Source organism: Cupriavidus sp. H18C2 (genome assembly GCF_049393795.1).
Taxonomy (GTDB): Bacteria; Pseudomonadota; Gammaproteobacteria; order Burkholderiales; family Burkholderiaceae; genus Cupriavidus; species Cupriavidus pauculus_C.
The window spans coordinates 1315481-1331382 of sequence record NZ_CP186010.1; the positions used below are offsets into that span (position 1 = coordinate 1315481).

General features: G+C 63.7%; 14 protein-coding genes and 1 tRNA gene. 6 read left to right on the top strand and 9 right to left on the bottom strand.

Annotated elements, in window-relative coordinates; all coding sequences use genetic code 11:
- Positions 1-64: 64 nt before the first annotated feature.
- The 3 genes from EPAKOI_RS06145 (at position 65) to EPAKOI_RS06155 (ending at position 1264) form a co-directional block, all read left to right on the top strand.
- On the top strand, positions 65-481 hold the full coding sequence (locus tag EPAKOI_RS06145; protein ID WP_124684522.1) for an integration host factor subunit alpha: 417 nt from the start codon (positions 65-67) through the stop codon (positions 479-481).
- Positions 482-696: 215 nt separating this feature from the next.
- Positions 697-1131: a MerR family transcriptional regulator gene (locus EPAKOI_RS06150; RefSeq protein ID WP_124684521.1), complete on the top strand. Its 435-nt coding sequence runs from the start codon at positions 697-699 to the stop codon at positions 1129-1131.
- A gap of 56 nt (positions 1132-1187) precedes the next feature.
- A tRNA-Pro gene (locus tag EPAKOI_RS06155) sits at positions 1188-1264 on the top strand.
- Positions 1265-1353: 89 nt separating this feature from the next.
- On the opposite strand, the gene EPAKOI_RS06160 is transcribed toward EPAKOI_RS06155, so the two are convergent.
- Positions 1354-1521, bottom strand: coding sequence for a hypothetical protein (locus EPAKOI_RS06160; RefSeq protein ID WP_423193266.1), 168 nt, complete (start codon positions 1519-1521; stop codon positions 1354-1356).
- Between the two features lie 465 nt (positions 1522-1986).
- Here EPAKOI_RS06160 and EPAKOI_RS06165 point away from each other — a divergent pair, with 465 nt between their 5' ends.
- Positions 1987-2334, top strand: coding sequence for a hypothetical protein (locus EPAKOI_RS06165; protein ID WP_423193267.1), 348 nt, complete (start codon positions 1987-1989; stop codon positions 2332-2334).
- On the top strand, positions 2331-3032 hold the full coding sequence (locus EPAKOI_RS06170; protein ID WP_423193268.1) for a hypothetical protein: 702 nt from the start codon (positions 2331-2333) through the stop codon (positions 3030-3032). Before EPAKOI_RS06165 ends, EPAKOI_RS06170 begins: the two co-directional genes overlap by 4 nt.
- A 563-nt stretch (positions 3033-3595) precedes the next feature.
- On the opposite strand, the gene tssE is transcribed toward EPAKOI_RS06170, so the two are convergent.
- From tssE to tssB, 8 genes are all read right to left on the bottom strand, one after another.
- Positions 3596-4024, bottom strand: coding sequence for a type VI secretion system baseplate subunit TssE (tssE, locus tag EPAKOI_RS06175; protein ID WP_172966063.1), 429 nt, complete (start codon positions 4022-4024; stop codon positions 3596-3598).
- Positions 4024-6753, bottom strand: a complete 2730-nt coding sequence (gene tssH / locus EPAKOI_RS06180) for a type VI secretion system ATPase TssH (RefSeq protein ID WP_423193269.1) — start codon at positions 6751-6753, stop codon at positions 4024-4026. Before tssH ends, tssE begins: the two co-directional genes overlap by 1 nt.
- Positions 6754-6855: 102 nt before the next feature.
- Positions 6856-7341, bottom strand: coding sequence for an Hcp family type VI secretion system effector (locus EPAKOI_RS06185; RefSeq protein WP_124684516.1), 486 nt, complete (start codon positions 7339-7341; stop codon positions 6856-6858).
- Positions 7342-7354: 13 nt separating this feature from the next.
- A complete protein-coding gene (locus tag EPAKOI_RS06190; RefSeq protein ID WP_423193270.1) occupies positions 7355-9070 on the bottom strand; it encodes an OmpA family protein in 1716 nt (571 codons plus the stop codon).
- A gap of 7 nt (positions 9071-9077) precedes the next feature.
- On the bottom strand, positions 9078-9728 hold the full coding sequence (locus tag EPAKOI_RS06195) for a DotU/TssL family secretion system protein (protein WP_423193271.1): 651 nt from the start codon (positions 9726-9728) through the stop codon (positions 9078-9080).
- The gene (gene tssK, locus EPAKOI_RS06200; RefSeq protein WP_423193488.1) at positions 9725-11071 is read right to left on the bottom strand and encodes a type VI secretion system baseplate subunit TssK; all 1347 of its coding nucleotides are present in this window, start codon (positions 11069-11071) and stop codon (positions 9725-9727) included. Before tssK ends, EPAKOI_RS06195 begins: the two co-directional genes overlap by 4 nt.
- A 104-nt stretch (positions 11072-11175) precedes the next feature.
- Entirely contained in the window at positions 11176-12735 is a 1560-nt protein-coding gene (gene tssC / locus EPAKOI_RS06205) for a type VI secretion system contractile sheath large subunit (RefSeq protein WP_423193272.1), read from the bottom strand.
- A gap of 24 nt (positions 12736-12759) precedes the next feature.
- Complete coding sequence (gene tssB, locus EPAKOI_RS06210) at positions 12760-13266, bottom strand: type VI secretion system contractile sheath small subunit (RefSeq protein ID WP_313839813.1); 507 nt, start codon at positions 13264-13266, stop codon at positions 12760-12762.
- A gap of 284 nt (positions 13267-13550) precedes the next feature.
- Here tssB and EPAKOI_RS06215 point away from each other — a divergent pair, with 284 nt between their 5' ends.
- Positions 13551-15899 carry a type VI secretion system Vgr family protein gene (locus tag EPAKOI_RS06215; RefSeq protein ID WP_423193273.1) on the top strand — a complete coding sequence of 783 codons (2349 nt, stop codon included), beginning with the start codon at positions 13551-13553 and terminating at the stop codon, positions 15897-15899.
- Positions 15900-15902 lie beyond the last annotated feature (3 nt).

A 15902-nucleotide genomic window follows, 5' to 3' on the forward strand; every position in this document is an offset into this window, starting at 1 on the left:
GGTAGGAGCGCCCGGGCACAGCTCCCGGGCCGATCGCCAGACGGATTGAAGAGAGCGATCAAGGATGAACGATCGAGACGCGATTTCCATGAATGCTGCAGACCTGGGCGAGGCAAGCGACCGGCATGCTGCCTCCTTCGACGATGCATCGCCGGAAGCCCGCGCGACGGAGGTGCCCACCCTGACAAAGGCAGAACTGGCAGAAATGCTGTTCGACCAGGTCGGGCTGAACAAGCGTGAATCGAAGGATATGGTCGAGGCCTTCTTCGACGTGATTCGCGAAGCCCTGGAGAAGGGCGATAGCGTGAAGCTCTCGGGCTTCGGCAACTTCCAGCTTCGCGACAAGGCGCAGCGCCCCGGTCGCAATCCCAAGACCGGTGAGATCATTCCCATTACCGCCCGCCGCGTGGTGACCTTCCACGCCAGCCAGAAGCTCAAGAGCCTAGTCGAGGAACGGGCCGACCTCGCCGTCCCGACCTGACCCCGGGTTCGTGGGGGCTGCGCCGGTCCGCCGACCGCCAGCCCGGCTGATTGGGCGCTGACCGCCCACCATCGTCGCAGCCAGTACACACCTGCAACGGTTTGCGCCATCCGTCGGATTGCCCGACGCGATGGCAATCTGTATCCTGCAATGCCGCGCGTGCGTCGCGCCAACCGCGTCTTGCCCTGCCGGGCTGACAACTGCTCCTCCTCTGCATGACGGAAAAATCCAGCGAGCGCGTCGCGCTGCCGCCGATTCCCGCGAAACGCTACTTCACAATCGGTGAGGTCAGCGAGCTTTGCGCCGTCAAGCCGCACGTGCTGCGCTACTGGGAGCAGGAATTCACCCAGCTCAAGCCCGTCAAGCGCCGCGGCAACCGCCGCTACTACCAGCACCACGAAGTCCTGCTGATCCGCCGCATCCGCGAACTGCTCTACGAGCAGGGCTTCACGATCAACGGCGCCCGCAACCGCCTCGACGAGGGCCGCCACCACGGCGCCAACCCGGCTGCGGAAACCGCCGACACAGCGTCCACGCTCAGCACGCCCCCGACCCCCGTGCTGTCCGTCGACCTCAACGCGCTCCGCACCGAACTGGTCGAAGTCCAGCACCTGCTGGCCCAGCTCAAGCAAGTAGCGGAACGCGAATAAATTCCGCTCAAACCACTAGCCATTGCCGATGGCTCTGATATAATTTCGTTCTTCTTCGGGGCGTAGCGCAGCCTGGTAGCGTACCTGCATGGGGTGCAGGTGGTCGGAGGTTCAAATCCTCTCGCCCCGACCAAAATAAAGCCCGCTAGATCAACGTCTAGCGGGCTTTTCATTTGTGCCGCACGGTAGCGCGCATCCTGGCTTATCAGACGATCCCTAATATCAAGCGGGCGGCAACTTCAGATGCACCGCCGCAACCGGCACTTCGCCCTGCTTGATGTGCCCCTCGGTGGTACAGCGATCGGCATGCGCTCCGGCTACCGGCACGGCCTCGATGTCGTAGCCCGCGCGCTTCGCATCCGTCAGCGCCTTCTCCCGAACGTCTCTCACCACGTAGTCCTTGTCGCCCAGCTATGCGCGCTCCAGTGCGTCGCGCCAAACCTCTCGGCAGGCGGCCGCCGTCTTCGGCTGGCCTTGGCGGTTCACCACCACATAGTCGTCGGCCGTCAGGGTGTGCACCTTGGACCCACTAGACCGCCAGGGCCTCACGGATGACCACGAAGTGCGCGTGCGGGGTGTAGACGTTCCCGCCCTCGGAAAGCTTTCCGACAAATTCTGATGACCTTTTCTATCAGAACCAAGCGCCACTTATATCGAAATTTATTGTCCATTTGAAACAGCAGGCATAAAGATCCTCGCGGATTTTTATCAGTTAAAAATCGCCGCGTATATAGGATTTATCCGATTCTTAGTTTTGTTTTATTTGCGTTGTTTGCGCGACGCTTGGACTGTTCTCAGTCGAACGAAAACAGCGTATCGTGCGGCGCGCAGGGATGTGGCCTCGTGTCGTAAGCGATGGCCTATGCGGAGAATTCGGTCACGCTGACAATGGAGCGACGAGCAATGGCTGGGGTGGTAGATGAACTGAAGGCATTGGGAGGCGGTTTGCTTAAGGCCGTAACTGGGCGTCAGGCCTATCGCCTCGAGGTGCTCGGCGCGCCCAGCGCTGCTGGATTGTCCGTGGTGTCATTCGAGGCCACGGAGCGCCTGGGCGAACCCTACAGCGTCAACGTACGGCTTACCCATCCGATGGCCCTGGACCGGATGCAACGCCACGGCCTGGAGGGCCATCAGTTCGCCTTTAAGACCCGCCGCCAGTATCCGGAGCACCACTCACATGGGCGGGCGCGAGCAAGCCTATGAGAAAAATCATCCTTGGTTGTCTTGTTACCTACATGGTTGCCACGCAATCACTAAGCGCCATTGAAAAACAGAGCGTCGATCATAATCCTGCTGAACAAAATGTGACGACGTGGGCCCATGTCGTTGGTTCGTGTCATTTCAGGATCGAAGATATGTTTGGAGGGGAGTTTAGAGTCTCACATTCCGATAAATCATTTCCACAAAGTGGATCATATTACCTTCCAATAACGGGGCCAGACGGGTTCTTGGCCGGCGGCTTTGGCATCTCCTGCATTGATTCAAGTGAAGAGAAGATAACCTCAGCCTTGGGTGCAAAATACGAGGATGGTCACTGGATGAGGTACGGGCCGGTTAATGGCCCTGAGTTTGTTCCGTACGAAAAGCAGGCAAGTGCTCGAACGATTTCGTTGAAGGGAAAGAACTGGACCGGAAGAGCCTACACCGAAGATGACACGACTGGTGACGAGCGGCGGCGGGCTCGCGTATTTCATTTCTGTTTGATCCACAATGACCATGCATTGTGCGGGTACACGGTGGTCGAATGGCTGTCGGATCGAAAGAAGCGGAATGATCTCGATCGAATTAAGGCGATTCTTGAATCTGTCGAGTTTGTTGAAACTTCGGCGCCGGATGGTGTCAGCGCTGCAGCGTTGCATGGTATAACCGCCCGTCCGGCCAATTTCAAGCCTGCTGAGTAATGCAATTCTTAAGGCGTGTAGTCCTGAGCCTTATACTTCTAGCTACATCAGCCGTTTGCGCGGCAGCAAGCAAGAACGTCGAGCCCGCGAGTCGATCGGTGCATCGACTAGATTTGCGCATCAAGAAGCAGTGTGGCGTAACGTTCAGTGTACCAAGGGGAGTCACCGTCTTTCTTGTAGAGAAGACTTCAACTACCCACTCTGAGCGGTGTACCTTGGCTTTGCTACGAACAGATAGGCCCCATACTCCAGTTACCCGTGGGATAACGGAAGGGTACTACGAAGACGCAGACCTTGTACTCGTCGTCAAGGCGGCACCTGCGACTGACAGCTTTGTCGAGTTCAATTTCGCTCCTGTTGGCGGACCCGGCGATCCTATCCGGTATGTTGGGCAACCGCTCACCGAAGCCGCAAAACGGATGGGGTATATGCCCGAGAAAGTAAGCGGCTTTAGCATTACCAGCAAAGACGACGCGGTTCAAATCCTCTCGCCCCGACCAAAATAAAGCCCGCTAGATCAACGTCTAGCGGGCTTTTCATTTTGGGCGACGTCCGTCGCCCGCCTACGGTTCCTGACCCGCCCGTAACAGCGTCAGCCTTGTCTTGCCATCCGGGGTGAAATGCGTGCCGAATCGTACGAGGCCGGCGCGATGGAGGTGGCAGCTCATCGTGAAGCTGAGCAGCATGCCGGGCTCGGTGTCATCGATGGCGATGTCGATCGCTTTCAGGCGCGGTTCGTAGCGCAGCAGCGTGGTTTCGATCTCGCGTTGCAGCGTGTGCGCCGACGCGGGCAGGTGGCGGTAGATGCGCGACAGGTCGCCGAGTCCGTAGTCTGGGAGGTGGGCGAGGCTGCCGCGGCGGCTGTTGAGGATGCGCTGGATATTGTCCTGCACGGACAGGAACGTCTGCGTGGCGGGGTCGAACGCGTCGACTGGCACGCCGTTCGCGAAGAAGCCCGTGACGGCTTCGAAGAGACCGGGTCCGCCGCGCATCAGTCTGCCTCCCGGGTGTCGTTGCAGCGGTCTTCGAACTGCACGCCGATGCCGTCTGCTTCCGCATACGACAGCGAGATCGAAGCCGGAAGCTGGCCGCTGCCCACGCGCGACAGCAGCTCGCGCGACAGCACCGGCAGCAGGCGTTGGTCCAGCAGGCTGTCGATATTGCGCGCGCCGGAGTCTGGTTGCAGGCAAGCCTGCACGAGCGCGTCGACCAGTGGATCGTCGAACTGGAGCGGCACGCCAAAGCGCTGCTGGATTCGTGTCGCGAGCTTTCCAAGCTTCATGCGCATGATGGTGGCCATCGCCGCTGCCGAAAGCGGGCGGTAGACGATAGTCTGGAACCGTGCCAGCAACGCCGGCTGGAAGTGGGCGGCCAGTTTCGGGCGGATGGTGTCCAGCAGCAAGGTGAGGGCGGTTTCGTCGCAGGCGTCCGCGAGGGCATCGCTGGCGGCCATGATGGCGTCGCTGGCCAGATTCGACGTCATGAAGATGACCGTGTTGCGGAAATCGATGACCCGGCCTTCGCCATCGCGCATGAAGCCGCGGTCGAACACCTGGTAGAACAGGTTGAGCACGTCGCGGTGGGCCTTCTCGACCTCGTCGAGCAAGACGACGCTGTACGGCCGCTGCCGCACCGCTTCCGTCAGAATCCCGCCCTGTCCGTATCCAACGTAGCCCGGCGGGGACCCCTTGAGCTGCGATACGGTATGCGCCTCCTGGTACTCGGACAGGTTGATCGTGATCAGGGACCGTTCTCCGCCGAACATCAGGTCGGCCACCGCGCGCGCCGTCTCGGTCTTGCCCACGCCCGACGGTCCGACCAGCAGGAACACGCCCAGCGGCGCCTCGGCTGGCTTCAGTCCCGCCTTGGCGGCGCGCAGGCTGTGGCCCAGCGTCGCCAGCGCGCCATCCTGGCCGACCACGACATCGGCAAGGCGCGCTTCCAGTTCCAGCAAAGTTGCGATCTCGTTCGACAGCAGGCTGTCCACCGGCACGCCGGTCCAGTCGGCGATGACCTGCGCGATCGCCATCTCGTCGACCTCGGCATGGATCAGTCCCGGTTGACCGGGCACCGACAACGTGGCGCGCGTGGCGGCGATGGCGGGTTCCAGGTCGCGCCGGATGGAATCGTCGTTGGCCGCCTGCCAGCGTTTGCGCAGGGTCAACAGGGTTTCGGTGGCATCCTTCTGGTCGGCGTAAGCCTGTTCGAGTCGCTGGTGTTCGGCGGCAAGGGCGGCCAGTCGGTCCTCGATGCTGGCTAGCCGTTCCTTGTCATGGACGCCGATGGCACCCTGGTCCTGCTGCAGGGCATGGCGTTCGACTTCCAGCGCCGCCCGTTCGGCCTCGCACATCTCGAAGGCGATGGGCCGGGCCTCCTGGCTCATGCGTACACGGGCTGCCGCCGTGTCGAGCAGGTCGACAGCCTTGTCGGGCAACTGACGGCCGGTCAGGTATCGCCGAGACAACCGGACTGCTGCCGCGACCCCGGCATCGGTAATGTGGACGTTGTGATGCTGTGCGTAGCGATCCTTGATCCCGCGCAGCATCAGGCAGGCGTTCGCGTCGTCGGGCTCGTCGACCTTTACCATCTGGAAGCGCCGTTCCAGCGCCGCGTCGCGCTCGAAGTACTGCTTGTACTCGGACCATGTCGTGGCCGCAATCGTGCGCAGTTCGCCGCGAGCGAGGGCCGGCTTGAGCAGGTTGGCGGCATCGGCTCCGCCGGCCTGGTTGCCCGCGCCGATCAGCGTGTGGGCCTCGTCGATGAACAGCAGGATGGGCTTGGGCGATTGCTGGACCGCCTCGATCACATGCTTCAGACGCTGCTCGAACTCGCCCTTGACGCCGGCGCCGGCCTGCAGCAGCCCGAGGTCCAGCGTCAGCACGCTGACGTCGCGGATCACGGCCGGGACGTCACCGTTGGCGATCTTCAGCGCCAGGCCCTCGACCAGCGCGGTCTTGCCCACGCCCGGTTCGCCGACCAGGATCGGATTGTTCTTGCGGCGGCGCGCCAGGATATCGATCATCTGCCGGATCTCGACATCGCGGCCGAGAACCGGGTCGATCTGGCCGTCGCGAGCCTTTTGGGTGATGTCAGTCGTAAACCTTTCGAGGGCGGCATTGTCGCCAGTGACCGGAGCCTCTGGCGAAGCTGACGCACGGGCGATGGCGTTCATGGCGTCGCTGGCGGCAGCGCCGGCGGCGTTCCGCCGACTCCGGGATGCGCGCCGGGTCGCGACCGGCGAGTCGTTTGTTTCGGATGAAATCTTGTCCAGCTCCGGCAGCAGCCGCTCGATCTGCGCCGCCGAGATACTGAGCAGTGGCCAGGCGTCGGGCGCGCGGAGCAGGGCGGGCGTATCGGCCAGCGCCGCCAGCAGATGGGCGGAGCGGATCACGTCGCCGCCATCGCTCAACGACGCCTTGACCCACGCGGCCTCCAGCCATTGGCCAAGCCGGGCCGACAGCCCGGGCTTGCCCCGCAGCGCGTGCGGCAGCCGGTCGATGCTGCCCAGCAGCGCGTTCCAGATGCCATCGACGTCAAGCTCATAGCGTCGCAGGATGGCCAGGATGTCGCCGTCCCCGAGTTCCAGCAGCTTGATCAGCCAGTGTTCGACTTCGATATCCCGGTGCGCGCGTGTCTCGCATAGCCCGGCCGCGTCAGTCAGCGCGCGGGCGCAATGGTTGTTCAGGCGTCGCAGGTACGGCGAATAGTCTCGGGCGGTCATGGCGATTTGAGTTGGAGCAACCAGGCGTATCAGAAGCGCGCGGCCGGGGTGTCCCGGCCGCGGCGAGTGGAGGGCCGGCGCAGGGCGGCGGCCAGGCAAGGGTTACGAGCGCTCGTTCCAGCTATCGGCGTGGATGATGTTGCCGTCCTTGTACGACCACGTGATCTTCTCGTAGCGCAGCTCGACTTCTTCCAGGTGGTTGTGCTTCTCGTACGCCGGATTCTTGATGTCCAGCATCTTCGGCGTGACGCCGACCACCTTCACGTTGTCCAGCTTGGTGTTGAAGTACTCCTTCTCCTTGCCGGCGTCGTCGATCTTGTACCACTTGATCTCGATCGATTTCAGGGTCTGGCCGCTGGTGACCGCCTTGTACAGATAGGGCGTCGAGGCATCGGTCTCCTTGGTAAAGGTGATCGGCTTGTGCACCCGGGTGCCGGTCAGCTTGCCGGTGTTCGAGTCTGTCGGAATATTGACGGCATGGTCGAACGCCACGACCTCGACGCTGCCTTCGCGGCCCGAAACGGTGACCGAACCCTTGATGTCGGCACCGCCATCGTCCTTGATCCACATGTATGCGGGAATTGCCATGGACTAACTCCTTTCACTGGAATGAACAGGCCGGATGGCCCGAGGTTGCCTGAGCACCGCGACCTGTGTCGCGGCAATCTGGGACAAGCGTGATCTCGACGCGGCGATTGACGGCGCGCCCGGCGTCGGTAGTGTTCGAAGCTTTCGGGCGGGTATCGCCATAGCCCTGGATCGCGAAGTGCGTGACGGGCAGTCCGGCCGCATCGGCCAGCCAGTCGCGTACCGACGTGGCGCGCGCCTCGGAAAGCTTCAGGTTGGTGGCGGCGTGTCCCGTCGAATCGGTGTGTCCGGCCACCAGCACGCGCTTGTCCGGGTGGGCCTTGATCATGTCGAGAGCGGCGATCAGCACGCGGTTGGACCCTGGTTCAAGCACCGCACTGCCACTGCGGAACAGCGACAGGCTGTCCAGTTCGACCGTGGGTGGCGGCGGCGCGGGCGGCTGGTAGGAGGCGATCAGGCCATCCACCGGCTCGCGCAGCGCCTTGCCCCGGTAGAAACCCAGCCCGAGCCGGGGCGGCACGCCGTTGCGTTGATAGCGCTCCAGTTCGTCCCGGTCGCGCTTGAGTGCCAGCAGGGCATCGCGGCGCGCCGCATCGTTGGCGGGGTCCAGAGCTTGGAAACGCGCCATGTCGCCGGTCACACGCGCCACCAACTGCTGGTTGTGCCACGCGGAAGCTGCGGCGGCGGCGCAGAACGCCAGGGTCAGCCAGACGAAACCGTGGGCCAGCGCGTGGGGCAACACGCGCTGCACCGGTTGCAGGGCGAGGCCCCGGAGCAGCGGGTCGGGCAGGGGATAGGGCGGGCGCCGGCCTTCACGGGTAGCGGGTGTCAGGCCGGTGATGCTGGCGATGTACCGCGCATAGTCCGCGTCCGGCGCCGGGGCGCCCGCGATTGCCGTGACACCGAACGCCGCAAGCGGCAGCGGTCGGCTGGCGTTCGCTCGGTGCGGATCGTCATGCCGCAACGTCGGCATCAGGACCGTATCGGCCCAACGCACCAGTGCATCGAGTCGCGCCGCGCGGTGCATGCGTCGCGGCCGATCGGCGGGCACGCTGATGCCAGCGTACTGGGATAGCCGGATCGCCAGCGTCTCGGCGATACCGCCGTCGACAGGGACATCGCCCGAGAAGCCGAACCAGGGGGAATCGTCCGGCGGGCCGTTAGCTTCCTCGGCGTAGACGGCTACGCACACGGGCAGGGAGTACCCGAGCGCGCGGCTGGCGGCGCCGATCGACGCCCGCCAGTTACGCAGCGACACCGTCAGCGTGGAGGCATCGCGCGCCGCGTCGGCGGCGACCAGGCAGGCCACGGCATCGGGCCCCTGCCCATTGCGCCAGCGTTTCAAGGCATCGGCGATGTGCGGCAGCCGACTCGGATCGTCCACGCGCACCCAGATCGCGGCGTCGGTGATCTTCACGAGTGCGTTGCCAAAGACAGACGACTGGACATCGCGCGTCATGCCGGCGGTGAGCACAAGCGGCGTGTTGCGGCGGATATCGCCAGGCAGCGTCTCCAGCGAGGCGTCGATCGCGGTCAGCACGGCCTGCGCGGCACGACGGCGCGCGCGCTGGCGCCGAGTGGCGAGGGCGATGGCTGCGATGGCGAGCGTCACCGTCACGCCAGCGATCATCAAGTTCCAGGCGGTGCTCCATGGCGAACTCAGCGCCAGCCAGGCCAGCGCGAGCGTCGCTATCCAGCCAAACTGCGTGCGGTAGGGGTAGCCGGTCACGAATGTCTCAGCCGGCCAGTTGCGCGATCGAAGCTGTCAGCCATCGATCCAGCAGGAAATAGACGGCCCCCGCGCCGGCCACGGCCAGGCCCACCCAAGCGATGGGGGGCATGTGGCGAACGCCGCGCGTCTTGCCGGCGGTGACGATAATGGGCCCTTCGTCCCAGCGAACGCCCGCCCGCACCAGACGTTCGTCGATGGCGCGCATCAGCGCCTCGCGGGCGCCGGCGCCTTCGAGCGCGAACTTGCCCTGGAAGCCAAGTCCCAGGACAGTGTGGAAGACCATCAGCAGCGGCACGACCGATTCAGGCTCGGCGAGCCGTCGCTCCATGCGCGCGATCAACTCCTCGCCGGCGTTATGGCTCTGGAACTCCTTGACCTGCAGCGGCTCGCGTTCCCACGCGCTACGGTGGGGCTCGTCCAGGTTGCGTAGCGCCACTTCGTCGAACAGCGCGCATTGTGCGTAGATTGCGTCCTGGACGACTGGCGGTGGGTGGCCGGCTGCGGTCAACTCCTCGCGCAGTCGGTTGACGTGCGTCAGGCAGGTCGCGCGAAACGATTCGAAGGTGTCAGCCGGTCTGGCGGCATCGTTCAATTCGGTGACGGTCAGCGCGGTATCGCGTAGCGCCAGCGGGCAGGTCGGGGCAAGGGTGGTCATGCGGGCAACACGGCGAAGAGTTCGAGCGAGACGTCCGGGATCGATGCCGGCACATAGAACTGGCAGGCCCGCGCGTCGAGCATCCGTCGGAAGGCAGGATGGGAGCCGTCCAGCGCGAAGTACTGGTTCTCCAGGCGAACCGGGATGGCGGCAGGCAAGCGGGACAAGGTGCGCAGCGGGATGCCCGGCAGCGCCGAATTGACAATCTGTTCCACCTCGTCCGGTGCACCGGCCTTGCACAGCCGTGGCAATTGCTCCAGCAACGCGTGCGCAGGCAAGCCGGACTGGACGGAGAGGTAATACTCGGCGCCTTCGACAAGCCGTTCGTCCTGGATGGTGCCGACCCAGATGGTCGGCCGCGTCTGCTCCAGCGCAACAGGCACCACGCGGGACGGGATCACCGTGTCGAGCAGTGTCCGGACCAGCGACTCAAGTTCGGCAAAGACGGGTTCCGGAGTGTGGTGATCGTAGGCCGGGATGGCTTGCAGCGTTTCTGTCGTAGAAAACGTAAGCGGCGCACCGGCCAGGCGGGCCAGCACGTGATAAAGGCGCTCCGGAGGCTGCTGGGGCGCTGCGCACAGCCGCGCCAGTTCGGGCCAGTGGCTGTTGACGCTGTGCAGGAGCCAGAACAGGGCGACGTCGGCCACTGCGAAGTCTGCGATCTGATCCGAGCGTTCGCGCCGGCGTACCGCCAGGCTGCGGCTTTTCGCGGATAGGATTTCGGCCAGGCGCTGCATGCGCTCGGTAAGGCGATCGCTGGCTGACAGGAAGAGACAGGGCGGCACGAACGTCGCGTCGAGCTCAAAGCGATGCTGCGGTGTGCGGACCAGTCGAAGAATCGGGCAGGTAACATAATCGCTGTGTGCCTCGAAATCAAAGAGCAGCGTGAGCGCATGGCGCTCGACGCTGATTTCCTCGTTGCCCTCGCCATGCAGATCGGCCACGGCAAGGTACTCGCGTACGAATCGGCGGGGCCGCGCGGGGCGTTCGCCGGCCTCGATGCAATTGCCGCCCTGCGCGTCCATCAGCGGCAGCCCGATCAGCACCGTCACGCTGTCCAGGTGGGCCGGCACATCGCCAAGATCGCGCGTCGCCGGCGTCCAGTCGGCCGTTTCCGTATCGACCAGGGTGCCGTCGGGCAGCCGCGCCGTCACCGCGGCAAGGACGAGACGATGGATCGACAGCGCCTGCGTATCGGGCACCACACGCGCCACGCCCCAGGGATCGGGGCAAGCAATGCGGGCGCCAAGCTCGTCGGCGTGGCGTTCCCAAAGGGCCTGTTGCTGGAAGTGCTGCGGGGTCATGAAAATGCCCTGTGCCCACAGCGGTCTCGATATCTTCATGGTGATCCAAAGCCGCGCCGAAACGCGCGAAGTCATGGCGAACGCAAGGAGGGGGCACCGCGCGGGGCATTCTCACCCGCGCGGTGCCGATGAACCGGCGCCGCCTAGTTCTTGGCCTTGGGCATCTGGGATACCAGCGACAGGTTGATGTCCATCCCTTCGATCTGGAAGTGCGGCACGATGAAGAGCTTGACGCGGAAGAAGCCCGGGTTGTCGTCGATGTCCTCGACGATCACCTTCGCCTCGCGCAGCGGGTGCGAAGCCTGGAGTTCGTCGCCAGGATCGGTCATCTCGGTCACCAGCGTCTTGATCCAGGTGTTCAGCTCCAGCTCCAGTACGCGGCGGTCCTTCGTCGTGCCAATGTTCTCGCGCTGGATCAGCTTCAGGTAATGCGCGATGCGTGACAGCAGGAAGATGTACGGCAGGCGCGCATTCACGCGGCTGTTGGCCGTGGCTTCGCTGGTGTCGTACAGCGCCGGCTTCTGGGCCGAGTGAGCCGAGAAGAAGCACGCAAAATCGTGATTCTTGTAGTACGACAGCGGGATGAAGCCGAGATTGGCGAACTCGAACTCGCGCGTTTCCGGTATCAGCACCTCGGTCGGAATCTTGGCCTGGTTGCCCGTTCCCAGGTCGTAGAGGTGAATCGGCAGGTCTTCGACCAGGCCGCCGGCTTGCGGGCCGCGAATCTGGACGCACCAGCCGTTCTTGATGAAACTACGCACCATGTTCGCGGCAAAGGCGAACGATGCGTTGGCCCACAAATAGCGCGTGTGGTCCGGCCCCTTCACCGCCTCGGTGTAGTTGAACGCTCGCACCGGCACGGTCTCGGGGCCGTACGGCAGCCGCGCCAGGAAGCGGGGCAGCGTCAGCCCGATATAGCGGGCATCGTCCGAGTCCCGGAAGCTCTTCCACTTCAGGTACTCGGCCCGGTCGAAGTAGTTGCCGATATCCCGGATGCTGGCCACTTCCTCCATCGAATCCTTGCCGAAGAACTTCGGCGATACGGAGCCGACGAACGGCATGTGGGCGGCGGCCGAGACCTTCGAGATATTGCGCAGCAGGGCGATGTCCTGCGGGCTGCGGTCGAACGCGTAGTTCGAGATGATGGAGCCGATCGGCTCCCCGCCGGGGGTGTCGTACTCCTGGATATAGGTGTGGAGGTACAGCCCGCTCTGAATGACCTCGGGCGTGTCGTCGAAGTCCTGGCGCAGGGCTTCCTTCGACACATCGAGCACCTCGATCTTCACGTTCTTGCGGAAGTCCGTGCGGTCCACCAGGAACTTTAGGCCGCGCCACGCCGACTCGATTTCCTGGAACGTTTCATGGTGCATGATCGCATCGAGCTGGCGGCTGATCTGGTCGTCCAGATGCGCGATGTGGAAGTCCAGCAGGCTCTTGTCGAGGCGGTCTACCTGTTGCGACGAATCCTGGATCATCTTCAGGAACACGCTCATCGCCTGGGTTACGCGCTCGTCGAGCGACGATTCCGCCAGGGCATCGGCACTCTGGAAGGACTCGACCGGCCGGGTGCTGGTGACCGGCGTCAGGTTGATCTTGGCGCAGAGCGACTCATAGACGCTCTGGGCCGGCGCATCCAGCACCAAGGCGTCGGTTTGACCCTGGGCAGCACTCTGGGAGGACGAAGACATTTCGCGATTGGCCATTGCAGTTCACTCTTCCTGGACGAATTACTGGACGGACGGGGCGGATTCACCAATCTGTTGCAGATCGGCGCGCAGGCGCTCGGACAGCGCGGGATCCTTGAGGATCTTTTCCAGCTCCCGGCGGAACATGGCGTTATCAAGAAGATTCGATTTGAGGTCGCGCAGCAGATTGCGCGCGGCCATCAGCGCGCGGAGTTCCGGCACGCGGCTGGCCACCATTTCGGGCTTGAAGTCGTTCATCGACTTGAAGTCGAGGTCGACGGCGAGTTCCGTGCCATCGCCGGCCAGGGTGTTCTCGACGGCGATGCGCGCCTTCGGGTTGTAGTCGGAAAGCACAGCATTGAAGTTGTTCTTGTTCACGGAAACCTTCTCGCGTTCAGCCAGCGCCCGCGTGTCCTGCCCGTTGCTGTAGTCGCCCATGACCAGAAGCTTGAGCGGCAGCTCCACCTTCTTCTGCGCGCCGCCCGTATGCAGATCCAGCTTGATGTTGACGCGCGCCTTGGGCACTTCGTTCTGAAAGCTTTCCGACATATGCCTATTCCCATTTAAATAGTAATTCGACGATATTCACGTCGGATCTTGTCTCTGCAAGACGTCGACGCGGCGAAGCGTTTGGCTATTTATCAGCTTCTGTCGGCGGCCGTACATAGCCTTCGTCAGAATCTTTGCGTTCTTTTGATTTAAGTCGTTTATCCGAAATCTCAAAGTTTCCAGATGGGCGAAATCCGCGTAACGTGCGGCGCGCAGGCAATTGAGCGCAACGCGTGCGATGGGTGTCGCGGTGGCTGTGGCCCACTGGAAACGGAGCAAGGACGATGGCTGGTGTGGTCGATGGACTGAAGGCGTTGGGCGAAGGGCTGCGGCGGGCGACTGCCCATCAGTCATACTTTCTTGAAGTGCCGGCCGCACCGAGCGCCGTGGCGCTGTCGGTGGTTTCCTTCGACGCGGTCGAGCGACTGGGCGAGCCCTACACGGTGACGGTCCGCGTCACCCACCCCCTGCCGCTGGATCGCCACGAGTACCTGCGCAAGGACGCCACCTTCTCGATCGATCCCGGCGATGGCTCGCCGCCGCGCCAGTTCTCCGGCTGCATCTTCCGCTTCTCCAGAACCCGCCAGACCCGCGACTTCCACGCCTACGAGCTGGAGGTGCGTCCGAAGGTGGCGCTGCTGACGCTGACCAAGGCGAGCCGCGTCTACCAGCACCAGACCGCGCCGCAGATCATCGAGTCGATCCTGCGCCGGCACGGGCTCGAAGGCAGCCAGTTCGCGTTCCGCACCCGGCGCGCCTATCCCGAGCACAAGTTCCGACTCCAGTATCAGATGTCCGACTGGGACTACATCCGGCTGCTGATGGAGCAGGAGGGGCTGTACAGCTACTTCGTGCCCGGCAAGTTCGGTTCCCACTTCGGCGACGTGTTCCAGGTCTGCGACGACATCGACCACTACCTCTACCAGCCCGCCCTGCGCGTGCCGTACCGGGAAACGGCCGGCCTTGAGGCAGGGGTCGAGACCGTCTTCGATATCCAGACGCATGTGCGGACGGTGCCCGAATCGATCCGGGTGGCCGACTACAACCCGGAAAGCGCCTACGAACGCCTTGCCGCCGAGGCCAATGTTGCCCGCAAGGAGAAGGCCAACTACGGCCAGTCCTACCTCTATGGCACCCACCACCTGGATGCGGCCAGCGCCACCTGGGAGGCGCAACTCCGACACGAGGCGGCGCTGGCCGGGCAGATCGTCTACACGGGGCAGAGCAATGTCATCGGACTGTGTCCGGCACGGATCCTGCGGCTGGACATGGCGCTCGACGACGCGCCGAACGGGCAGGTCATCACCGAGGTCGTCCATTCCGGGGCGCGCGACGAGGCCTATCGCAATACCTTCAAGGCGATTCCGTCGGACCGGCGCTTCCGCCTGCCGATCGACGAAAGCCGGTGGCCGCGGATCGCCGGCACGCTGAGCGGCCGGGTGACTTCCCCGAGGGACTACCAGTACGCCTACCTGACGCAGCAGGGCCTGTACGTGGTGCGCCTGGACCTGGACTTCGACGACTGGCCCAAGGGCAGCGAAAGCGTGCCGCTGCGGCTGGCCAAGCCGTTCGCGGGCGCGCGGCAGACCGGCTTCCACTTTCCGCTGATCGACGGCACCGAGGTCGCGGTGGCGTTCCGGGACGGCGATCCGAACAAGCCGTACATCGCGCACGCCCACCACCACAGCGAGCACGCGGACCTGATCACGAACCAGGACCGCTGGCTGTCGCGCAACGTCATCCGGACGCAGAGCAACAATAAGCTGCGATTCGAGGACTGGGAGGGTGAGGAAGGCGTCAAGCTGTCGACCGATTACGGCGGGAAAAGCCAGTTGAACCTGGGGTACCTGGTCGACGGACAGAGGAAGAAGCGCGGGGAAGGGTTCGAGCTGCGGACGTCGGGGTGGGGGGCGATCCGGGGTGGGAGGTGGGTGTTTATTTCGGCGGAGGACCGGCAGAGTGCGCGCGGCCAGCAGCTCGACATGCGGGAAGCCGAAGACAGCTTCAGGCAGGCGATGGACTTGCTCCGCTCGCTGAACGACTCGGCTGACGCGGCGAAGGCCTGGCTGGCAGAGGTCGACCAGCAACGCACGCTCATCGAACAGCGCTTGTTGGGATTGAAGAAGCCGGTACTGGTTGCCAGCGCACCGGAAGGCATTGGAATCGCCAGCGGAAAGGACGTGCAGATTGCCGCCCGCCAGCAGATCTTCGCGACGGCCGGCGGAGGGCTCGATGTCGGCGTGGCCAAGCGCATCACGGCGGCGGCGGGAGAGGCCATATCACTGTTTGCTGCCAAGCTTGGCATTCGCATCTTCGCTGCAAAGGGCAAGGTACAGGTACAGGCCCAGAGCGATGATCTCGAGCTGATGGCACACAACAACGTCGTGATCAGTTCATCGGCCGGGCAAGTCACGATCACCGCGGCCGATGGCATCACGCTCGGCGATGGATCGGGCGCCTATCTCAGGATCGCGAAGGGGTCGGTCGAGTTGGCCAGTCCCAACGGGAGGATCCAGGCCAAGGGGCATCTCAATGTAGAAGGCCCGGCTGGTGGAAGTTTCGCCTTTCCGAGCTGGACCAATGTGGCGGTCAAAGAGGGACGCGGCGCGATGGGCTTCAGCTTCTCCGAATAGCGC